This is a genomic window from Thauera sp. 2A1 (assembly GCF_009469595.2).
In the GTDB taxonomy this organism is placed as follows: Bacteria; Pseudomonadota; Gammaproteobacteria; order Burkholderiales; family Rhodocyclaceae; genus Thauera.
Genome location: NZ_SSXV01000015.1, coordinates 101,734 through 121,792, shown reverse-complemented (window position 1 = coordinate 121,792; position 20,059 = coordinate 101,734). Strand labels below are relative to the sequence as shown.

The following is a 20,059-nucleotide window of genomic DNA, read 5'->3' as shown; positions in this document are numbered from 1 at the left end:
ACCCCGGGCGAATACGCCAGCGACAGGTCGCGCTGGTTGGACAGCACCTTCGTCGGCGTCACTGAAATCTTGCCCGGCCGCGGGTAGCGGTGGTAGTCGAGCGCTGCTGCGCGTATCAATTCGTCCACATCTGTCTCCAAGGGGAATGTCTTGCCACGCACGCAGGCTCGCCCGCGGAGCGGCAGTGAAACGCCGCCCATCTCTACACTGCTGCTTATTTGATGAAGCTCAACTGCTTGCTGATCTTCTCCAGCACCGGCTTCTTCTTCTCGTTGAACACGCCCTTGTTCTGCTGGATGAGATTGTTCCCCTTGGTGTCGATGGAGATGATCAGCGGGCCGAACTCACGTACGCGGTTGATCCACAGTGTCTCGGGCATGCCCAGATCCTGCCATTCGGCGCCCTCGATCTCCTCGACCAGCGTTGCCGCCAGCACCGCGCAGCCGCCCGGGAAGATGGCGTGCACCGCCTTGTTCTCCTGGCAGCCTGCCGCTGTCTCGGGCCCCATGCCGCCCTTGCCCACGATCAGCTTCACGCCGGTCTGCCTGATGAACTCGCGCTCGAATTTTTCCATGCGCATGCTCGTCGTGGGGCCGATAGAAACCATCTCGAACTTGCCGTCGTCCTTCTTCCGCACGATGGGGCCAGCGTGGAAGATCGCGCCGCCTTCGAGATCGACCGGAAGCTCGCGTCCCTGTTCGATCAGGCGGCGATGCGCAACGTCGCGGCAGGTCACCAGGCGGCCGGTAAGATACACCACGTCGCCGACATTGAGGTCTTCCAGGTCTTCGTCCCGGATGGGGGTCGTCAGGATCTTTTTCACAGCACCACTCCTTCGTGGGAAAGGATTTCGTAGGACATGTCGGCGTTGATGCGGATCTTGCCGCGGCGGTGCGCCCAGCAGCCGGTATTGACGGCAACGCCGATGGTGGAGGGATGGCGGGCTGACGATTCGATGTTGACGCCCATCACGCTGTTGTTGCCGGTCAGGCCCTGCGGGCCGATGCCGATCTCGTTGAGGCCCTGCTCGAGCAGTTCTTCCATCAGCGCGGCGCGCGGGTTGGCGCTCTTGGAGTCGACCGGACGCATGATCGCAAGCTTGGAAAGGCGCGCAGCGGTTTCGACCGAGGTCGACACGCCGACCCCAACCAGCAGCGGCGGGCAGGCATTGACGCCGCGCTCGGTGATCACGTCCATGACGAACTCGGCGACCCCTTCGTAACCCTGCCCCGGCATCAGCACCTTGGCCGCGCCGGGCAGCGTGCAGCCGCCGCCCGCCATGTAGACGTCGATGGTGCAATTGTCCTTCTCCGGCACGATGCGCCAGTCCAGCCACGGAATGTTGGTGCCGGTGTTGGTGCCGGTGTTCTTCTCGTCGAAGGTCTCGACCGCGTTGTGGCGGAGCGGGCCGATGCGGGTCGCCTCCGCTGTCGCCTCCTGCAGAATCTCTTCCAGTTCGCCAAGCAGCGGGAAGTTGGCACCCGCTTCGACGAAGTACTGGATAACGCCGGTGTCCTGGCAGCTCGGCCGGTTCAGCTTGTCCGCCGCCTCCTGGTTGCTGGCCATCGAGTCATAGACCGACTTGGCCAGGGGATTGGTTTCCAGCGTGCGCAGCTCGGCCAGCTTGGCCTTCACGTCCTTGGGCAGCCGTTTGCCGATGTAGGCGGTGAATTTGGCCATCGTGTCCGTCAGGGACTGAACGGCGGTTTCCTTGTCCATGTCTTGCTCCTCTTGCGATGTGTCGGTGCGTGTGGGGATGGGGCGATTTCAATGAGCGGCCGCTTTGGCCGTCGTCACCGCCGGTTTCTGGGAACGGCCCAGTACCATGGTCAGTACGGCGGAGAGCACGAGCAGGCCGGCGACGAAGTAGAGACCGCCGTTGAAGCTGCCGGTCTGGTCCTTGATCCAGCCGATCATGGCCGGGCCGGCGAAGCCGCCGAGGTTGCCGATCGAGTTGATGGTCGCGATCCCGGTGGCGGCCGCGGCGCCCGAGAGGAACATCGTCGGCATGCTCCACAGCGGCGGCTTGGCGCAACTGATACCGATGTTGACCAGCGTCAGCGCCGCTATCAGGCCGACGATGCTGTTGGAGCCGGCGGCAACGATCAAGCCGATGGTGGCGGCGACGCAGGCGATGACGACATGCCAGGTGCGCTCGCCGGTACGGTCGGAATGCCGCGACCAGAGGACCATGGCGACGACCGAGACGATGGGCGGGATCGCGTTCAGGAAGCCGACGGTCATGGACGACACGCCCAGTTGCTTGATGATCTGCGGCGTCCAGATACCGAGCGTGTACAGCCCGGCCGAAGTACCGAAGTAGATCATGGCCAGCGCCAGCACCCGCGGATTGGCGAGGCCGCTCAGGATGCCGTGCCCGGCGCTGCCGGCCTTGCCAGCGTTTTCCTGCTGCATGGCCTTGACCAGCCAGGCACGTTCGTCATCCTTCAACCAGCTCGCCTTTTCCGGTTTGTCGGTCATGTAGAAGAACACGACCACACCGAGGATCAACGCCGGCACTGCTTCGAGGATGAACATCCACTGCCAGCCGTGCAGACCCATGACGCCGTTCATTTCCAGCAAGGCCGCCGACAGCGGCGACCCCAGTGCCGTCGACAGCGGCGCCGCGGCCATGAAGAAGGCCGTCACGCCTGCGCGATGGCGAGCCGGGAACCAGTAGCTGAGATAAAGGATGATGCCGGGGAAGAAGCCCGCCTCTGCCGCGCCGAGAAGGAAGCGCATGATGTAGAAGCTGGTCGGCCCCTCGATGAAGGCCATGCCGGCCGAGATGATCCCCCAGGTGACCATGACCCGCGCGATCCAGAGCCGTGCGCCGACCTTGTGCAGGATGATGTTGGACGGCACTTCGAACAGGAAGTAGCCCCAGAAGAAGATGCCTGCGCCAAAACCGAGGATCGAGGCGGTGAAGCCGAGGTCCTCCTTCATGGTCAACGCGGCAAAGCCGATATTGACCCGGTCGATATACGCGACGAAGTACAAAAGCATGATGAACGGCACGATGCGCCAGGTGATCCGGCGCAATGTCCGCTTTTCGATATCCAGTTCCATGGGATGTCTCCACTGTTGTTCGATGACTGATCGATGCCGTCGGCACCGACCTGCTGACCGTCTTCCGCGGCTTGATGGCCTTGCCCGTGCCATCGGCTCGATGCGCTGCCTTTTTCTGTCGGGTACAACGTGGAGCGCAGGTTAAAATTTCCTGAGAACAGATGAATCGATTGATATTTAAAACATCATTGCAAATAATTTACGAATGCACGCCAACTCGGAACTCGCCTTCTTCTGCCTGCTGGCCAGGCAAGGCAGCCTCGTGGCGACCGCGCGGGAGCTGAACCTGACCCCGCCGGCGGTGTCACGCCGCCTGTCGCAACTGGAAGAGCGGCTCGGCGTGCGCCTGCTCAACCGGACGACGCGCCGGGTCAGCCTGACCAGCGAGGGGGAGGTGTATTACGCGAACGCGCAACGCATCCTGAGCGACATCGAGGAGATGGAGCGCCTAGTCTCGAGCAGCCGCGCCGCACCAAAGGGGATGCTACGGGTCAATGCGCCGCTCGGTTTCGGCCGCTCCTACGTCGGGCCGGCGATCTCGGCGTTCATCACGGCGTATCCGGACGTCGACGTGCAGCTTCACCTCACCGACCGGCCCGTCAGCTTGCCGGACGACACCATCGATATCGCGATCCGCTTCGGCGACTTGCCGGACTCTCGCTTGGTCGCCAGGAAGATCGCCGACAACCGGCGCCTGCTGGTGGCCTCGCCGGCCTATCTGCGCGGTGCCGCCCTGCCTGCCCATCCGCAGGACCTCCACCAGCATCAATGCATCGTCCTGCGGCAGAACGATGTTGCCTACGGCAACTGGCGGCTGAGCCGCGGCCGGCAGACGGAAACCATCAAGGTGCGCGGCAAGCTGAGCACCAACGATGGCGAGGTCGCGCTCAACTGGGCGCTAGACGGCCACGGCATCCTGATGCGGGCCGAGTGGGATGTCGCCAAGTACCTGCGCAGCGGCCGCCTGGTGCAGGTGCTGGCGGACTACGACACGCCGCCCGCCGACATTCATGCGGTGTATGCGGAGCGTCTGAACCTGTCCGCCAAGGTCAGCGCGTTCGTCGAGCATCTGCGCAGCTACCTCGGGCACCATGCCGACGGGCCGGACGCGGGCCGGGCCAACTGGTAGCTACGCCCGCTCGCTCAATCCGGCCTGCGCGAACCAGTCCTCCAGGAACTCGACACAGACCTTGACCCTGGCCGATGCGGACAGGCGGGACGGATGGACCGCCCAGACATCCGCCGGCTGGAAGTACTCGGGCAAGACCTGCACCAGCAGGCCGGCGTCGATCTCGCGGCCGACATCCCAGGTGGAACGCAGGATGATGCCGTGACCGTCGATCGCCCACTCGCGCACCATCTCGCCGTTGTTGGCGGACAGCGGTCCGCTGACCTTGGCGACCGCCAGGCCTTCGGGGCCTTCCAGCTCCCAGCGCCCGAAATCCTGGTCGCGCTCGCGGATGGGGATACAGCGATGAGCCTTGAGCTCATCGAGCGACCGCGGCGTGCCGAAACGCTCCAGATAAGCGGGTGACGCACACAGCACACGGCGGTTGCGGGCGATCCGGCGCTTGATGACGTTCCCCTCGCGCACCTGACCGACACGGATGTCGAGCTGGAAGCCCTCGCCCACCAGATCCACCGGGCGATCCAGCAGCTCGACCTGGATTTCCAGCGCAGGGAAGCGGCGCGCCAGCTCGGACAGCGCCGGCGCGAGCCGGTTGCGGCCGAAGCCCGAGCTGCTGCACAGGCGCAGCAGGCCGCTCGGCGCCGCCCTCTCCTGCGACAGCGCTTCGGCCATCTGCTCGACGTCGTCAAGGATGCGCTGCGCCCACGCGTGGACGAGGCTCCCTTGCGCGGTGGACGACACGCTGCGCGTCGTGCGGTGCAGCAGCTTCGTCGCCAGCGCCGCCTCGAGCAATGCCATGCGCTTGCTGACCACCGCCTTCGACACGCCCAGCTCGCGCGCCGACGCCGCAAAGCTGCGGTTGCGCACGACGACGCAGAACAGGCGCAGATCTTCGAGCAGGGGTTTTGCGTTCACGATTCGTGACCCATGCAGTCACATTTCCGGAGATTATTGCGATCGCGGTGGACGGTATTCTTTGCACCGTTCCCCGACGGGTCAAGGAGACCAAGGATGAAGAACCATCGGATCGCCATCATTGCCGGCGACGGCATCGGTCAGGAAGTCATGCCGGAAGGCCTGCGCGTGCTGCAGGCGGCGGCGCGCAAGCATGGCATCGGCCTCGAGTTCGAGACCTTCGAATGGGCCAACTGCGACTACTACCTGCAGCACGGCAAGATGATGCCGGACGACTGGTTCGAGCAACTGCGCGGCTTCGAGGCGATCTACTTCGGCGCGGTGGGCTGGCCTGCGACCGTGCCGGACCACATCTCACTGTGGGGCTCGCTGCTCAAGTTCCGGCGCGAGTTCGACCAGTATGTGAACCTGCGTCCGGTGCGGCTGATGCCCGGCGTGCCTTGCCCGCTCGCCAACCGCAAGGTGGGCGACATCGACTTCTACGTGGTGCGCGAGAACACCGAGGGCGAGTATTCGGCGGTGGGCGGGCGCATGTTCGAAGGCACCGAGCGCGAGACCGTGCTGCAGGAATCGGTGTTCACCCGCAAGGGCGTGGACCGCATCCTCAAGTTCGCCTTCGAGCTGGCGCAGCAGCGGCCGAAGAAGCACCTGACCTCCGCCACCAAGTCCAACGGCATCGCCATCAGCATGCCCTACTGGGACGAGCGGGTGGAGGCGATGGCGCCGTCCTACCCCGAGGTGCGCTGGGACAAGTACCACATCGACATCCTCGCCGCGCGCTTCGTGCTGAGCCCGGAACGATTCGACGTGGTGGTCGCCTCCAACCTGTTCGGCGACATCCTGTCCGACCTCGGCCCGGCCTGCGCCGGCACCATCGGCATCGCGCCGTCGGCCAACCTGAACCCGGATCGCAGCTTCCCGTCGCTGTTCGAGCCGGTGCATGGCTCGGCGCCGGACATCTTCGGCAAAGGCATCGCCAACCCGATCGCGATGATCTGGTCGGGCGCGATGATGCTCGACTTCCTCGGCAACGGCGACGCGCGCTACAGGGCCGCGCACGACGACGTGCTGAAGGCGATCGAGACCGTGCTGGTGGAAGGCCCGCGCACGCCCGACATGGGCGGCAAGGCGACGACGACAGAAGTGGGTACTGCGATTGCCGCGGTGCTGCAGCAGGCTGACCGGTAAGTCCCGCGATCCTCCGCCCTCGGGGATCAGGCGTCGAGCTGCGCGATGAACGCGGTCACCAGCGCGAGCACCTCCGCAGGCTGCTCGCGGTGCGGCACGTGGTAGGTGTCCGGCATGATCGCCAGCCGAGACGGGCCGGCGCAAAGCCCGGCGATCATCTCGGGGTGGCGCGACGAGCCGTACTCGTCATGCTCGCCGTGGATGGCCAGCAGCGGACAGCGCACCTGCGGCAGCACCGGCGCCAGCGACCACGAGGCGTGCTCGGGATGCAGCCAGGTCTCGGTCCACGCGTCGAGCACCCAGCGCGCCTTGTCGCCGTGATACCTCACCAGCCGGCCGAACTGCGCCTCGCCCTTGAACTGCTCCTTCGCCTCGGCGACGCCGGCCAGCGTGCGCTCTTCCGGGAAGGCCTGCGCCGATTCGGTGATCAGGGCCACGCAATCGTCGCCGAACGCCGCGGCACAATACACCGCCATGCCGCCGCCCACGCTGTGGCCGAAGGCGATGAAGCGCTGGAAGCCGAGCTGCGCGCGAAGCACGGGGAAGAACGTCTGCGCCTCGTCGGCAATGAAATCCAGTGCCGGCGGCGCCATGCGCGCATCGGAGCGGCCGAAGCCGAGGCGGTCGTAGGCGATCACCCGCCGCCCGGTGGTGGCGCACAGTTGCGCCGGAAAGTCGCGCCACAGCTCGACGCAGCCCAGGGAATCATGCAGCAGCACGATGGGCGCGACGGCGGCGGAAGAGATCTCGCGCGCTGCGGGCGTCCACACGCGGGCAAAGATGCGCCCTTGCGGGTGCTCGACCCAGTGGTCGCTGGCGGCGATGTCGGAGGGCTCGCGGGCGGTCGTCATGAGGTCTTTGTCGAAAGGGGGTGTGAGTCAATGGATCTGTTTCAGCCATTGTATTTTTGTTGACGTTTACGTCAACTCAAGCCGGCGACCACCGCCAGTGCCGAAGCACGAAGTTTTGGTAGTCTGCCAGCCTGGATGTCTGGATCAGCATGGGCGGGAGCGCGACACGATGAGCGCGGCGAGGTTGACGAGGTTGACGAGAGCGACGCTGGGCCAGCGGCGTGCATCCACGCTCCGGCGCTGCCTGAGGTGGTGCGCGACGGCAGGCGCATCCTGGCTCGCCGCCGCGTGCACCGCGCTGGCGCCGGCCCCCTTGCAGCAGGGCGTGTCGAGCCGTGACGACGTCTTCGCTGCGCTGGGCGAGCCCGCGATGCGCTGGCTGGACGCCGACGGCCGCGAGCAACTGGCCTATCCGCACGGGCCGGCCGGCACGGAAACCTTCATGGCCTTCCTCGCCCCGGACGGACGCCTGGAGCGGCTGGAAAAAGTGCTCAACATCGAGCACTTCGCGCGCATCGAGCCCGGCCGGAGCGACCGCGCCGCGGTGCTGCGCCTGCTCGGCCCCGCGCTCGCCAGCGGCACCGCCTACTTCGCCTGGCGCAACGAGCTCGTCTGGGAGTGGCGCTACTGCGACGAATGGAACGGCCAGGCGTTCTTCGACGTGATGTTCGACGCCTCGACGGGCGTCGTGCGCTCGACCATGCAGCGGCCCGAGCTGGTCGGCTGGGACGGCGTCCAGCCGCACTGCAGCCAGTGGGTCATGCCGTTGCGCTGAAAACGAGGAGACCGAAACCATGCCATCCCTTCCGGCTGAAGAGCTGACGCTGCTGCGCAGCAAGACTCCCTTCCTGTGGCTGAACCCGCAGCTTCGCCCGGCTGCGCTCGCGCTCGAGGTCGTGGCGGCCGAGCAAGGCATCGGCGTGCGCGACATCGAGGCGGCCGACGGGCTGCTGCGCAGTTGGGCGCCGGCCCTCGCGCGGCTCTTCCCGGAGCTGACCGCCGACGCCGGACTGATCGAATCGCCGCTGCTGGCCTTCGACCATGCGCGGGCGTTCGGCCCGGAGCCGCTCGCTGGCCGCTGCTTCGTGAAGGCGGACCATGCGCTGCCGGTCGCGGGCTCGATCAAGGCCAGGGGCGGCATCTTCGAAGTCCTCACCCACGCCACCGCGCTGGCCACCGCGCACGGACTGATCGCGCCCGGAGGCGACAAGCTGGCCCTGCTGGCGGACGAGGCACGTGCCCTGTTCGCGCAACACACGGTGGCGGTGGGCAGCACCGGCAACCTCGGCCTCAGCATCGGCGTGATGGCTTCCGCGCTCGGGTTCCGCGCCATCGTACACATGTCGCGGGACGCGAAGGAATGGAAGAAAACCCGCCTGCGCGATCGCGGCGTGATCGTCATCGAGCACGAGGGGGACTACGCGGCCGCGGTCGCCGCCGGCCGCGCCGAAGCCGAACAGGACCCGCGCAGCCATTTCGTTGACGACGAGAATTCGCTCGACCTCTTCCTCGGCTACGCCGTCGCCGCCCTCCGCCTGCGCGACCAGCTCGCGGCCGCCGGCGCCGTGCCCAGCGCGGAACACCCACTGTTCGTGTACCTGCCCTGCGGGGTCGGCGGCGCACCGGGCGGGATCACCTTCGGCCTCAAGCATGTGTATGGCGACGCCGTGCGCTGCTTCTTCGCCGAGCCGACCGCGTCGCCGGCCATGCTGGTGAGGATGCTGTCTGCCGACGGCCCTGCGTCCGTGTACGACATCGGCCTCGACAACGTCACCGAGGCGGACGGCCTCGCCGTGGCGCAGGCCTCCGAGCGCGTCTACCTGCTGGTCAGGGAGGTGCTCGACGGCCTCTACACCGTCAGCGACGACGACCTTTTCCGCGTGCTGGCCGCGCTCGACGAGCGCAGCGGCATCCGTATCGAGCCTTCCTCATCTGCCGCCTTCCTCGGCCTGCCGCTCTTCCACCAACCGCGTTGTCCGCCACACCTGCGAAGCGAAGCGCAGCGCGCAACCCACCTCTTCTGGACGACCGGCGGCGCCTTCGTGCCAGCGCAGGAGCACGAGCGCTTCCTGCGCAAGGCGGCCGCCTGCGGGGGTGAAGCTGCGACGCCGCTGGCGGCCCTCAGGGAGATCTGACCGCTCTCATCATGCGGTTCAGCGCCGCCTGACCAGCCAGTCGAGCAAGGGCTTCCACTGGATCTGGTCGACCGGGTCGACGGTGCCGCCATCGAACAGCGTCACGCCGGTCTCGACCGCATGGACGTAGCGCTGCGCCTGGCGGATGCATGCAATGAGCGGCAGATCGAACTGCTGCAGGAAGTCAACCAGTTGCCGGGATGCGATCGTGCGCGGATCGACGCGCATGCCGACCACTCCGATGTCGACCCGGTCCTTGCGCACCGCCTTCATTTCCGAGAGTTCCTCGAAGAATTCACGGCACGCGAGCATGTCGAACCGCGAGGGCGAAACCGGCACCAAGACCTTGTCCATCTCGTTCAGGAAGAGCTTCAGCCGCTTTCCGTGCAGCCCCGCCGGCGTGTCCAGGACGGCGACGTTGCAATTCGCGGGGGGTTTGTCGAACTCGTCGCTGTCGACCTCCCAGTGATGGATCGGAGCCAGGTGGCCCGGCCGCTCCTTGAGCCAGTTGCGCGTGGATTGCTGCCGGTCGAGGTCGGCCAGATAGACAAGCTCATCGTTCCTCGCGAACCAGCTCGCCAGATGTATCGCCAGAGTCGACTTGCCGCTCCCGCCTTTGGGATTGGCGACCATGATCCTGCGCATCTTGATTGCTCCTGGCACGATAAAGTTATAAATTGTTTATACCGTTTATTTCCTGTCATCTCACCCGGGAGCTCAACATGCACGATGAAGCCCAGTCAACGCCGAACGCCGCCGCGGCATCCGCTGCCGAGCAAGCCACCACCGGGGTGAAGACGCCCGCCGAAAGCGCGCCCTCGCCCCAGCCTGCCACCGAACCCCCGCCCAAGTCGAGCCCCAGGTCGAGCCCCAAGGCCAGGACCGCGAAGGCGCCGGCCAGCGCCGTCAAGCCCCCAGCGCGCGCCAAGGCACCCGCACGCCCGGCCAGCAAGCCCGCAGCGGCCGAGGCCGCGGCCGTCGAGGCCGCGGCACCCGCGGAGGCGCCCAAGGCAGACAAGGCGAAGAAGCACGCGCCGGCCAAGCCGAAGCTCGTGCGCGACAGCTTCACCCTGCCCGCCGACGACTACGCGCTGTTCGCCACGCTGAAGAAACGCGCGCTCGCCGGCAAGACCGAGATCAAGAAGAGCGAGCTGGTGCGAGCCGGGCTGGCGATGCTTGCACGCGCCGACGATGCGGCATTCATGAAGGCGATCGGACTCGTCGATCGGATCAAGACCGGGCGGCCGAAGAAGTGATTCGCCCCGGGGCATCGCCCGGCTGCCGCAGCGCCCGCGCCTGACGTCGATCACGCCAGTGCCGCCTGTGCAGTCGATGGCGATCCTTCAGCCCCGGCATGGCGTTCATGTACGATGCTGATCCCTCGATCACGCTCGAATTCGCTCGAATTTGCTCGTTAGCGCTCGATATCAGATTCTTCCGAGACACGGATACATGAACGCCCTCCCCAAGTGCCCCCAGTGCAGTTCCGAATACACCTATGAAGACGGCGAGATGTTCGTCTGCCCCGAGTGCGCGCACGAGTGGCCGAAAACCGCGGCCGCTGCGGCGGAGGAGGTGCGCATCGTTCGCGATGCCGTCGGCAACGTGCTGCAGGACGGCGACAGCGTCACCGTCATCAAGGACCTGAAGGTCAAGGGCTCGTCGGCGGTGGTGAAGGTCGGCACCAAGGTCAAGAACATCCGCCTGGTCGACGGCGATCACGACATCGACTGCAAGATCGACGGCATCGGCGCGATGGGGTTGAAGTCGGAGTTTGTAAGGAAGGCCTGACGCGGCCCCAGCCCGCGGCCGTTCATTCCCTTTTGTCGCTTCCCACATGGCATTCAAGCGCGGGCCGTGTTGGCCGCGCCGTCCGTCCGCCGTGGCGGCGACGTGCAGCGCCCAGCCCAAATGCACCGATCGCAAGACAGGCCTGCGTGCCGGGCTCGGGCACGGCGGCGACCCGGGCGACGACGGTGAACTCGAACGTGCTCGGGAAGAAGTCGCCCGCGTAGTCGGTGCCGGTCATCGACAGGGTGGTGCCGTCGAAGCTGCCCGCATAGCTGCCGAACGAGCCCATCGAGCTGCAGGAACCGGTGGACGGGAACCAGGTGCAGGGGTCTTCGCTGGCAGCGAACGCCTGGCCTGTCAGCACCGCGAAATAAGTGGGGAAGACAAAGCCCGCCGTCGCCGCCCCGCCGCTATTCACCGCGATGGCCTCGAAGCGGATCTGCTCGCGGTCCACGACCGTGAGCGGGTCGAAGGAGAGGGTGATGGGCACGGTCTCCTGCGCGACATCGAAGCGACCGGAAAGGGTGAAGGTCTGCGGCGCGGTGGACGTCGAGCCGCCATCCAGCCCGCCGAAGCTGAAGCCGCCCGGCGTATACGTCACCGAACTCTGGCTGGGGTCGATGGCGAGCGTGATGGCGTGCGCGCTGGTGGCGGCGGCGCCGAGGGCAAGGGTGACGACGGCACACGCGGTGGCGGTGCGGCAGGCTTGGACGACGAGGTTCATGTTCGGCGATATCCCTTATGACGAAGCGCTGGAGCGGCACCTGCCCAGCCCGCGAGGCGGGTAGCTGTGCCGGCTCGATTTCATGCAAATTTCATTCCTTAAGCATGAAGCCCGCGTATCGCCTGAGCTTGCGCGCCGGGCACGAATCCGGCGTGGATACTGATGAGCGCGAAGTGTAAAAAAATCCGACGAGCATTTCGCCCGACAGGACGACCTGGCACCTGTCGCCCCTGCGCAGGGTGACCTGCGATGCGCGCCATAGCTCGCTCAAGGGCGTCAACCGCAAATTGTCCGTTTCCGGATAGAGGGGAATAAAAGGGGTGCCAGCGAGGGGAGCCATCGTTCGGGCAGTTTATGCTGGGCCTGTCACGCTCTTCAGTCAGCTGAACAAGCGCTGATCCCACACCACCGGCTCTGGCGTGCTCACCCTCAGCCTGAACAAATCCGGGTGCGACGGATTGACGACGGCGTTGAACTCCAGCCGTGCGACCACGGACGGCACGATCAGCACCAGACTTCGCCGCGACGCGAGCCAGTCGTCACCGAAGAGGCGCGCCACGCCGCTGTCTTCTTCATCCCAGCCGTCCGGCAAGCTCGCCTGCTCATGGCGCTCGATCAGCGCATCCTCGTCGGGAACCTCGGCGATTACGCTCTGCTGAGTGTCGGGAATGCGTCCGATACCGGCATGCGCGAGGATCTCCAGCATCGCGCAGGCGAAACTCAGCGAACCATAGATGGCAGGACGCCCCGGGCTGTTCCATCGCCCGCCCAGCAGCGCGGCCCCGGTTCCATCCCAGATCAGGTGACGCCTGTCGGCGATGCGGTAGATGCGCATCACGCAGCGATACCGTAGAACAGCCTCCACAGCAGGGTCTCGACGCGGCGCGCGCCCAGCTCGGTCATCGCAACCTCGAGCGGAGGCTGCCCGCCCAGCATCGCGTGCGGCGCGTGCAGAAAGGCGAGCGCGCCCTCGTCCGAGTTCCAGACGTGACGCGCGCTTGCATACACGCGCGCGAGACGCTCGGTTTTCTCGGATTCGGCAGGGCTGAGACGGTCGCGACGGCGCTTGAACGTCGCCTCGGGCACGACGCGGTGAAGCAGTGTGCGGCGCTCGTCGGCGTTGCGCCCCAGGCGCTCGACACCGGCCTTCAGCGCCGCCTTGGGTAACCCCTCGGCGACTTGCTCGTCGAGTTCGGCAAAAGAGTGCGGCGCGGGTGCGAGCGCCATCACTGCGGCGATCTGTTCAGGGGTGACCAGTTGCACGGCCGGAACTCCGGTATCACATGATGAGCTGAATATGGATCATGTGATACCGGATATCAAGTGCCGCGTCATTACTCCACTGTGACCGATTTCGCCAGATTTCGCGGTTTGTCGACATCCGTCCCCTTCACCAGCGCGGCGTGATACGACAGCAACTGCAGCGGGATCACGTGCAGCACGGGCGACAGCATGCCGTAGTGCTCGGGCATGTGCAGGATGTGCACGCCTTCGGTCTCGGGGATTTCGCTGCCGGCGTCGGCGAAGACGTACAGCTCGCCGCCGCGGGCGCGGACTTCCTGCAGGTTGGACTTGAGCTTTTCCAGCAGGTCGTCGGCGGGAGCGACGGCGATCACCGGCATGTCCTTGTCCACCAGGGCGAGCGGGCCGTGCTTGAGCTCGCCGGCGGCGTAGGCTTCGGCGTGGATGTAGGAGATTTCCTTGAGCTTGAGCGCGCCTTCCATGGCGATGGGCCAGTGGCTGCCGCGGCCGAGGAAGAGCGCGTGCTCCTTGCCGGCGAAGCGCTGCGCCCACTTCTCGATCTCGGGTTCGAGCTCCAGCACCTTCTGCACCGCCACCGGCAGGTGGCGCAGCGCGACGAGGTGGCGCGTTTCGTCGGCTTCGGACAGGCGGCCGTTGAGCTTGGCGAGCGACAGCGTGAGCAGCGCGAAGGCGGCGAGCTGGGTGGTGAAGGCCTTGGTGGAGGCGACGCCGATCTCGGGGCCGGCGCGGGTGACGAAGCGCAGCGCGGTTTCGCGCACGATGGCGGATTCGGGCACGTTGCAGATGGCGAGCGTGCGCTGCATGCCGAGCGCCTTGGCGTGCTTGAGCGCGGCCAGCGTGTCGGCAGTCTCGCCCGACTGCGAGATGACGACGACCAGCGTGTCGGCATCCGGCACGGATTCACGGTAGCGGTATTCGCTGGCGATCTCGACGGTGACCGGGATCCTGGCGATCGCTTCGATCCAGTAGCGCGCCACGAGGCCAGCGTGGTAGCTGGTACCGCAGGCCAGCACCAGCACGCGCCTTACGCCGTCGAACACTTCGGCGGCACGTGCGCCGAAATGCTGAGGGCTGATGCCGGCGCCGCCTGCAATCATCTCCAGCGTGTTGCCCAACGCCTGCGGCTGCTCGAAGATTTCCTTCTGCATGTAGTGGCGGAACTGGCCCAGCTCGACCGCATCGGCCGACAGGCTGGAAATATGCACTTCGCGCTCCACCGGCGTGCCGTCCTGGCGCACGATGCGGTAGCTGTCGAGGCGCAATTCGGCCAGATCGCCGTCTTCCAGATACACCACCTTGCGCGTGACCTGCAGCAGCGCCGCGGTGTCGGAGGCGGCGTACATGCCGTCCTCGCCGACGCCCAGCAGCAGCGGCGAGCCGCGGCGCGCGACGATGGCGCGGAAGGGGTCGGCCTCGGCGACGACGCCGATGGCGTAGGCGCCCACCAGCTCGTTGGTGGCCAGGCGCACCGCCTCGAACAGGTCGGGCGTGGCGTCGAGCTTGCTGTGCACCAGGTGGGCGATGGCCTCCGTGTCAGTCTCGGACTCGAACACGTAGCCGCGCGCCTGGAGGCTGTGCTTGATGGCCTCGAAGTTCTCGATGATGCCGTTATGCACCACGGCGAGGCCGCCCGAGATGTGCGGATGCGCGTTGCGCTCCGACGGCACGCCGTGCGTGGCCCAGCGCGTGTGGGCGATGCCGATGTTGGCCGTCAGGCGGCGGGCATCGGCCAGCGAGGCCAACTCGGCGACGCGGCCGGCGGACCGCAACCGCACCAGCTCGCCCGACAGCACGGCCAGGCCGGCCGAATCGTAGCCGCGGTATTCGAGCTTGCGCAGGCCCTCGAGCAGCACAGGCACGACATTGTTCGTGGAGATGGCGGTGACGATGCCACACATGGCGGGGATTCCTTCGTTAGGTCTGCGGTATTGCCATGCAGGAGCGGGCTCGACCGCGACAAGGCGCGTGCGGTCGCGGTCGAGCCCGCTCCTACAGTAACTTCAGCGGCTCTTCTTTTCCGGCTTCTTCCAGCCGGCGATGCTCAATTGCTTGGCGCGCGACACGGTGAGTTGCTCGGCGGGCGCGTCCTTGGTCAGCGTGGTGCCCGCGCCCAGCGTGGCGCCGCGGCCGACACGCACTGGCGCGACGAGCTGGGTGTCGGAGCCGATGAAGACCTCGTCCTCGATCACCGTGCGGTGCTTGTTCACGCCATCGTAGTTGCAGGTGATGGTGCCGGCGCCGATGTTGACCTTGCGGCCGATGTCGGCGTCGCCGATGTAGGCCAGGTGGTTGGCCTTGGAACCGTCGGCGATGGTGCTGTTCTTGATCTCGACGAAGTTGCCCAGATGCACACCCTTGCCCAGCGTGGTGCCGGGACGGGTGCGGGCGTAGGGGCCGACCAGGCAGTCGGCGTCCATCGTCGTGCCGTCGATGAACGAGAACGGCGTGATGCGCGTGCCAGCACCGATGCGCGCGTCGCGCACCACGCAGTTGGCGCCGATGCGCACGCCGTCGGCCAGCTCCACGCGGCCTTCGAACACGCAATTGACGTCGATCTCGACATCGCGACCGCACACCAGTTCGCCGCGCACGTCGATGCGCGCCGGGTCGATCAGGGTGACGCCCTCATCCATCAGGCGGCGGGCGATGTTGCCCTGGTGGATACGCTCGAGTTCAGCCAGTTGCGGCTTGCTGTTGACGCCCAGCGTCTCGGACACGGCATCCGGCTGCACGGTGACGACCTCGACGCCCTCGGCCACCGCGAGGCCGATGATGTCGGTGAGGTAGTACTCGCCCTGGGCGTTGTCATTGCCGATGCGGCCCAGCCAGTTGCGCAGGCGCTCGACCGGGGCGACGAGGATGCCGGTATTGACCTCGCGCACCTTGCGCTCGGCGTCGGTGGCGTCCTTTTCCTCGACGATGCGGGTGACGCGGCCGGCGCCATCACGCAGGATGCGGCCGTAGCCGGTGGGGTTGTCGAGTTCCACGGTGAGCAGCGCGAGGCGATCCGCGCCGGCAGCATCGGCCAGCCGACGCAGCGTGGGCACGCCGATCAGCGGCACGTCGCCATACAGCACCAGCGCGCGGTCGCCGTCCGCCAGGTGCGGCAGCGCCTGCTGCACCGCATGACCGGTGCCCAGTTGCGGCTCCTGCCGCGCCCAGGCGAGGCCGGGCGCCTCGAGGCGTTCGCGCACCACCTCGCCGCCATGGCCGTACACCACGCAGATGCGCTTCGCTTCGAGCGCGCGCGCAGCATCGATGACATGCGCCAGCATCGGCTTGCCGGCGATGGGCTGCAGGACCTTGGGCAGAACCGAACGCATGCGCTTGCCCTGGCCGGCAGCGAGGATCACGACTTCCATGCAACTCTTCCAGAAAGGAGACGATTTCGGCGCGATGGTAGCACGCAGCCTCGCCCCGGATCCGTGAATGCTTTCATGGCAACGGCCTGAAACAAATTGATGATGCGATGCACAAAATTGTTGTTCAGTTCATCATGCTTCGGGCCGCTAACGAATAAAATCCTCATGTTGCAATGCACTCAGAGAACTCCGCCATGGAACGCTCGACCCAGCAGTACATCCAGAACCGCACCTTCGACGAGATCCAGCGCGGCGACTTCGCCCAGTTGATGCGCACGCTGCGTCCGGAAGACATCCACCTGTTCGCGGCGATGTCCGGCGACGTCAATCCGACGCACGTCGACCCCGAATTCGCGCGCTCCAGCCAGTTTCGCGAGGTGGTGGGCCACAGCATGTGGGGCAGCACGCTGATCTCTTCCGTGCTCGGCACCGAGTTCCCCGGCCCGGGCACGGTCTACGTTTCGCAGAACCTCAACTTCTGGCGCCCGATCACCATTGGCGACACGCTGACGATCACCGTCACCTGCAAGGAAAAGTACGAGCACAACCACCACATCGTGTTCGACTGCCTGGCGGTCAATCAGGATGGGCTCAAGGTCATCGATGGCACCGCCGAGGTGGCCGCTCCCACCGAGAAGATCAAGCGTGCGCGCGTGCATCTGCCCGACGTGACGATCTCCGACCGCGAGCTGCGCTACAGCCACCTGTTGTCGATTTCCGCCGGCCTGTCGCCCATCCCCATCGCGGTGGCGCACCCGTGCGACAAGGAGTCGCTCGCCGGCCCGGTGCAGGCGGCCGAAGCCGGCCTGGTGACGCCCATCCTCGTCGGCCCGGAAGCGAAGATCCGCGCGGTGGCCGCGGAACATGGCCTGGACATCAGCCGCTTCGAGATCGTCGACACCGCCCACAGCCACGAGTCCGCAGCCACCGCGGTGGCGCTGTGCCGCAATGGCAAGGCCGAGGCGCTGATGAAGGGCTCGCTGCACACCGACGAGCTGATGAGCGCCGTCGTGGCGCGTGAGACCGGCCTGCGCACCGGCCGCCGCATCAGCCACGTCTTCCTCGCCGACGTGCCGACCTACCCGCATCCGCTGATGATCACCGACGCGGCGATCACCATCGAGCCCACGCTCGAGGACAAGGTGCACATCATCCAGAACGCGATCGACCTCGCCCATGTGCTGGGCCTGGCCGAGCCCAAGGTGGCGATCCTCGCCGCGGTGGAAACCGTCAATCCGAAGATGCGCTCCACCATCGAAGCTGCGGCGCTGTGCAAGATGGCCGACCGTGGCCAGATCAAGGGCGGCCTGCTCGACGGGCCGCTGGCCTTCGACAACGCGGTGTCGCTGGTCGCGGCCAAGACCAAGGGCATCCGCTCGGCGGTGGCCGGCAACGCCGACATCCTGGTGGTGCCCGACCTCGAAGCCGGCAACATGATCGCCAAGCAACTCGAATACCTGGCCGATGCACTGATGGCCGGCGTGGTGCTGGGCGCGCGCGTGCCCATCGTGCTCACCAGCCGTGCCGACACCGCCGAAACCCGCGCCGCGTCGTGCGCGGTCGTGCAACTGATGGCCCACAGGCGCCGGGAGGCGGTGAAGGCATGAAAGCCGTACTTATCCTCAATGCGGGCTCGTCGAGCCTGAAGTTCGCGCTGTATCCGCTGAACGGCGCGCTCGGTACCACCCCCGCCATTTCCGGCCAGGTCGAAGGCATCGGCGCCACGCCCGAGCTGACCACCAAGACCGCCGACGGCAGCAGGAACACGGTCGCGGTGGACACCTCCAGCACCCAGCTCGAGCAGCAGCACCGCGACTCGCTGACGCACCTGTTCCGCTGGCTGACGGCCAACAACCCGGACCTCGACATCGTCGCCGCCGGCCACCGCGTGGTGCATGGCGGCGAGCGCTACAGCGCGCCGGTGGAACTGACACCCGAAGTGCTCGCCGAGCTCGACCATTTCGTGCCGCTGGCGCCGCTGCACCAGCCGCACAACCTGCGTGCAGTGCGCGCGGTCGCCAGCCTGATGCCCGGCATCCGCCAGGTGGGCTGCTTCGACACCGCCTTCCACCGCACCCAGCCGGTGCTGGCACAGATCTATGCGCTGCCGCGCGCGCTCACCGCGGAAGGCGTCAAGCGCTACGGCTTCCACGGCCTGTCCTACGATTACGTGGCGCGCGCGCTGCCCGATGTGGTCGGCGAGCGCGCCCATGGCGCGGTGGTGATCTGCCATCTCGGCAATGGCTCGTCGGCCTGCGCACTGCGCGAGGGCAGGAGCGTCGCCTCGACGATGGGCTTCACCGCAGTCGAGGGCCTGATGATGGGCACCCGCACCGGCAGCCTGGACCCCGGCGTGATGCTCTACCTGATGGAGCAGAAGGGCATGGACGCCAAGGCGCTGACGAAGCTGCTGTACAAGGAGTCGGGCCTGCTGGGCGTGTCGGGCATCAGCCAGGACATGCGCACGCTGCTGGCCTCCGAAGCGCCCGAGGCGCGTGAGGCGGTCGACCTCTATTGCTACCGCATCGCCCGCGAGCTGGGCTCGCTGGCCGCCGCCGCGGGCGGGCTGGACGTGCTGGTGTTCACCGGCGGCATCGGCGAGCACGCGGCCCTGGTACGCCAGAAGGTCGCCGCGCAGTCGGCCTGGCTGGGCGTGCACATCGACGCCGACGCCAATGCGAAGGACGCCGCGCGCATCGACAGCCGCGACAGTCGCGTCGCAGTGGCGGTGGTGCCGACCAACGAGGAGCTGATGATCGCGCGCTACACGGTGGAGCAACTGGGGCTGCTGTAAGGCAAGGATCGCGGTCAAGCCCGCTCCCACGGCACTGCATCCGTCGTGGGAGCGGGCTTGACCGCGATTCGCAGATCCCTCCCGCGTCACCCCATCAGCGCATCCCACAACAGTTTGGCGCCTGAGAGTCCCAGCGCCGCGGTCGCGAACAGATAGAAGGGCTTTTCTGGAATGCGCGCCAGCAAGCGCATGCCGGCAAACACGCCGATCGGCACCAGCGGCAGCAGCATCGCCGACATCAGCAAGGTGTCGCGATTGAACAGGTCGAGACCAAGATAGAACGGCAGCTTGGCTAGGTTGATCACCGCGAAGAAGAACACCGAGGTGGCGGCGAAGGCCTGCTTGGGCAACTTGCGGCTCAGCAGGTAGATCATCACTGGCGGCCCGCCGGCATGCGCCAGCGTGCTGGTGAAACCCGCGCCGGCGCCGCACAGCCAGGCGAAGCCCCGTTTGCGATCACCCGCCACGGCCGACGCCGCCCGCCCCCGCCGCAACACGCGGTCGAGCGCGAAGGCGACGGCGATCAGCCCGACCGCGCCCTTCACCACCTGGTCGGGCAGCACGCCGAAAGCCAGCGTCCCGAGCGCAATGCCGACCAGCGCGGACGGAATCAGCAGCCGCAACTCGGCCCAGTCGGCCTTGCCGCGCCAGGCGCGGATGCCGGCGAAGTCCATGGCGATGAGGATGGGCAACATCACCGCCACTGCGTCGCGCGGCGAGATCCACATCGACATGAAGGGCACCGCCAGCCCGCCGAGCGCGCCGCCCAGCCCCGACTTGGAGATGCCGGTCAGCAGCACCGCCACGGCGGTGACGAACCATCCGACGGCATCCATTT

The 20,059-nt window shown here is 66.7% G+C and carries 20 protein-coding genes; 8 read left to right on the top strand and 12 right to left on the bottom strand.

What is annotated here, in order from left to right; genetic code table 11:
• Positions 1-214 precede the first annotated feature (214 nt).
• From ttdB to GH664_RS14530, 3 genes are read right to left on the bottom strand one after another with little or no spacing between them, the layout of a single operon-like run.
• On the bottom strand, positions 215-823 hold the full coding sequence (gene ttdB, locus GH664_RS14540; protein WP_153168800.1) for a L(+)-tartrate dehydratase subunit beta: 609 nt from the start codon (positions 821-823) through the stop codon (positions 215-217).
• On the bottom strand, positions 820-1,719 hold the full coding sequence (gene ttdA, locus GH664_RS14535; protein WP_153168799.1) for a L(+)-tartrate dehydratase subunit alpha: 900 nt from the start codon (positions 1,717-1,719) through the stop codon (positions 820-822). Before ttdA ends, ttdB begins: the two co-directional genes overlap by 4 nt.
• Positions 1,720-1,767: 48 nt before the next feature.
• Complete coding sequence (locus GH664_RS14530) at positions 1,768-3,069, bottom strand: MFS transporter (protein WP_153168798.1); 1,302 nt, start codon at positions 3,067-3,069, stop codon at positions 1,768-1,770.
• Between the two features lie 205 nt (positions 3,070-3,274).
• Here GH664_RS14530 and GH664_RS14525 point away from each other — a divergent pair, with 205 nt between their 5' ends.
• A complete protein-coding gene (locus GH664_RS14525; RefSeq protein WP_153168797.1) occupies positions 3,275-4,198 on the top strand; it encodes a LysR family transcriptional regulator in 924 nt (307 codons plus the stop codon).
• On the opposite strand, the gene GH664_RS14520 is transcribed toward GH664_RS14525, so the two are convergent.
• Positions 4,199-5,113: a LysR substrate-binding domain-containing protein gene (locus tag GH664_RS14520; RefSeq protein WP_153168796.1), complete on the bottom strand. Its 915-nt coding sequence runs from the start codon at positions 5,111-5,113 to the stop codon at positions 4,199-4,201.
• Positions 5,114-5,209: 96 nt separating this feature from the next.
• Between GH664_RS14520 and GH664_RS14515 the strand changes: the two genes are divergently transcribed.
• A complete protein-coding gene (locus GH664_RS14515; RefSeq protein WP_153168795.1) occupies positions 5,210-6,301 on the top strand; it encodes a tartrate dehydrogenase in 1,092 nt (363 codons plus the stop codon).
• A 26-nt stretch (positions 6,302-6,327) separates the two neighbouring features.
• On the opposite strand, the gene GH664_RS14510 is transcribed toward GH664_RS14515, so the two are convergent.
• Entirely contained in the window at positions 6,328-7,152 is an 825-nt protein-coding gene (locus tag GH664_RS14510) for an alpha/beta fold hydrolase (protein ID WP_153168794.1), read from the bottom strand.
• 169 nt (positions 7,153-7,321) lie between these two features.
• Between GH664_RS14510 and GH664_RS14505 the strand changes: the two genes are divergently transcribed.
• Together GH664_RS14505 and GH664_RS14500 are read left to right on the top strand one after the other, a co-directional pair.
• Positions 7,322-7,927 (top strand): hypothetical protein, encoded by a 606-nt coding sequence (locus GH664_RS14505; protein WP_153168793.1) that lies wholly within the window; start codon positions 7,322-7,324, stop codon positions 7,925-7,927.
• Between the two features lie 19 nt (positions 7,928-7,946).
• Entirely contained in the window at positions 7,947-9,287 is a 1,341-nt protein-coding gene (locus GH664_RS14500; RefSeq protein ID WP_153168792.1) for a D-serine ammonia-lyase, read from the top strand.
• A gap of 18 nt (positions 9,288-9,305) precedes the next feature.
• On the opposite strand, the gene GH664_RS14495 is transcribed toward GH664_RS14500, so the two are convergent.
• On the bottom strand, positions 9,306-9,932 hold the full coding sequence (locus GH664_RS14495) for a ParA family protein (protein ID WP_153168791.1): 627 nt from the start codon (positions 9,930-9,932) through the stop codon (positions 9,306-9,308).
• 77 nt (positions 9,933-10,009) lie between these two features.
• Here GH664_RS14495 and GH664_RS14490 point away from each other — a divergent pair, with 77 nt between their 5' ends.
• Positions 10,010-10,543 carry a hypothetical protein gene (locus GH664_RS14490; protein WP_228111528.1) on the top strand — a complete coding sequence of 178 codons (534 nt, stop codon included), beginning with the start codon at positions 10,010-10,012 and terminating at the stop codon, positions 10,541-10,543.
• Positions 10,544-10,739: 196 nt separating this feature from the next.
• Positions 10,740-11,078, top strand: a complete 339-nt coding sequence (locus GH664_RS14485) for a zinc ribbon domain-containing protein YjdM (RefSeq protein ID WP_153168790.1) — start codon at positions 10,740-10,742, stop codon at positions 11,076-11,078.
• A gap of 22 nt (positions 11,079-11,100) precedes the next feature.
• Here GH664_RS14485 and GH664_RS14480 read toward each other — a convergent pair whose 3' ends face one another.
• From GH664_RS14480 to glmU, 5 genes are all read right to left on the bottom strand, one after another.
• Positions 11,101-11,802, bottom strand: a complete 702-nt coding sequence (locus tag GH664_RS14480) for a PEP-CTERM sorting domain-containing protein (protein ID WP_153168789.1) — start codon at positions 11,800-11,802, stop codon at positions 11,101-11,103.
• A gap of 379 nt (positions 11,803-12,181) precedes the next feature.
• Positions 12,182-12,637 carry an RES family NAD+ phosphorylase gene (locus GH664_RS14475; RefSeq protein ID WP_153168805.1) on the bottom strand — a complete coding sequence of 152 codons (456 nt, stop codon included), beginning with the start codon at positions 12,635-12,637 and terminating at the stop codon, positions 12,182-12,184.
• Entirely contained in the window at positions 12,637-13,065 is a 429-nt protein-coding gene (locus GH664_RS14470) for an antitoxin Xre/MbcA/ParS toxin-binding domain-containing protein (RefSeq protein WP_153168788.1), read from the bottom strand. Before GH664_RS14470 ends, GH664_RS14475 begins: the two co-directional genes overlap by 1 nt.
• A 71-nt stretch (positions 13,066-13,136) precedes the next feature.
• Positions 13,137-14,963: a glutamine--fructose-6-phosphate transaminase (isomerizing) gene (gene glmS / locus GH664_RS14465; protein ID WP_153168787.1), complete on the bottom strand. Its 1,827-nt coding sequence runs from the start codon at positions 14,961-14,963 to the stop codon at positions 13,137-13,139.
• Positions 14,964-15,065: 102 nt separating this feature from the next.
• Positions 15,066-16,427, bottom strand: a complete 1,362-nt coding sequence (gene glmU, locus GH664_RS14460; protein WP_153168786.1) for a bifunctional UDP-N-acetylglucosamine diphosphorylase/glucosamine-1-phosphate N-acetyltransferase GlmU — start codon at positions 16,425-16,427, stop codon at positions 15,066-15,068.
• Positions 16,428-16,621: 194 nt separating this feature from the next.
• Between glmU and GH664_RS14455 the strand changes: the two genes are divergently transcribed.
• Positions 16,622-18,034, top strand: coding sequence for a bifunctional enoyl-CoA hydratase/phosphate acetyltransferase (locus GH664_RS14455; RefSeq protein ID WP_153168785.1), 1,413 nt, complete (start codon positions 16,622-16,624; stop codon positions 18,032-18,034).
• On the top strand, positions 18,031-19,221 hold the full coding sequence (locus GH664_RS14450; protein WP_153168784.1) for an acetate/propionate family kinase: 1,191 nt from the start codon (positions 18,031-18,033) through the stop codon (positions 19,219-19,221). The genes GH664_RS14455 and GH664_RS14450 overlap by 4 nt, the downstream gene beginning before the upstream one ends.
• 86 nt (positions 19,222-19,307) lie before the next feature.
• On the opposite strand, the gene GH664_RS14445 is transcribed toward GH664_RS14450, so the two are convergent.
• A complete protein-coding gene (locus GH664_RS14445) occupies positions 19,308-20,057 on the bottom strand; it encodes a sulfite exporter TauE/SafE family protein (RefSeq protein WP_228111530.1) in 750 nt (249 codons plus the stop codon).
• Positions 20,058-20,059: the final 2 nt, after the last annotated feature.

Excerpts from the sequence above, each read along its gene's own strand:
- ttdA (WP_153168799.1), bottom strand. The coding sequence starts at position 1,719 with ATGGACAAGGAAACCGCCGTTCAGTCCCTGACGGACACGATGGCCAAA.
- GH664_RS14530 (WP_153168798.1), bottom strand. The coding sequence starts at position 3,069 with ATGGAACTGGATATCGAAAAGCGGACATTGCGCCGGATCACCTGGCGC.
- GH664_RS14525 (WP_153168797.1), top strand. The coding sequence starts at position 3,275 with ATGCACGCCAACTCGGAACTCGCCTTCTTCTGCCTGCTGGCCAGGCAA.
- GH664_RS14515 (WP_153168795.1), top strand. The coding sequence starts at position 5,210 with ATGAAGAACCATCGGATCGCCATCATTGCCGGCGACGGCATCGGTCAG.
- GH664_RS14510 (WP_153168794.1), bottom strand. The coding sequence starts at position 7,152 with ATGACGACCGCCCGCGAGCCCTCCGACATCGCCGCCAGCGACCACTGG.
- GH664_RS14505 (WP_153168793.1), top strand. The coding sequence starts at position 7,322 with ATGAGCGCGGCGAGGTTGACGAGGTTGACGAGAGCGACGCTGGGCCAG.
- GH664_RS14500 (WP_153168792.1), top strand. The coding sequence starts at position 7,947 with ATGCCATCCCTTCCGGCTGAAGAGCTGACGCTGCTGCGCAGCAAGACT.
- GH664_RS14495 (WP_153168791.1), bottom strand. The coding sequence starts at position 9,932 with ATGCGCAGGATCATGGTCGCCAATCCCAAAGGCGGGAGCGGCAAGTCG.
- GH664_RS14490 (WP_228111528.1), top strand. The coding sequence starts at position 10,010 with ATGCACGATGAAGCCCAGTCAACGCCGAACGCCGCCGCGGCATCCGCT.
- GH664_RS14485 (WP_153168790.1), top strand. The coding sequence starts at position 10,740 with ATGAACGCCCTCCCCAAGTGCCCCCAGTGCAGTTCCGAATACACCTAT.
- GH664_RS14480 (WP_153168789.1), bottom strand. The coding sequence starts at position 11,802 with ATGAACCTCGTCGTCCAAGCCTGCCGCACCGCCACCGCGTGTGCCGTC.
- GH664_RS14475 (WP_153168805.1), bottom strand. The coding sequence starts at position 12,637 with ATGCGCATCTACCGCATCGCCGACAGGCGTCACCTGATCTGGGATGGA.
- glmS (WP_153168787.1), bottom strand. The coding sequence starts at position 14,963 with ATGTGTGGCATCGTCACCGCCATCTCCACGAACAATGTCGTGCCTGTG.
- glmU (WP_153168786.1), bottom strand. The coding sequence starts at position 16,427 with ATGGAAGTCGTGATCCTCGCTGCCGGCCAGGGCAAGCGCATGCGTTCG.
- GH664_RS14455 (WP_153168785.1), top strand. The coding sequence starts at position 16,622 with ATGGAACGCTCGACCCAGCAGTACATCCAGAACCGCACCTTCGACGAG.
- GH664_RS14450 (WP_153168784.1), top strand. The coding sequence starts at position 18,031 with ATGAAAGCCGTACTTATCCTCAATGCGGGCTCGTCGAGCCTGAAGTTC.
- GH664_RS14445 (WP_228111530.1), bottom strand. The coding sequence starts at position 20,057 with ATGGATGCCGTCGGATGGTTCGTCACCGCCGTGGCGGTGCTGCTGACC.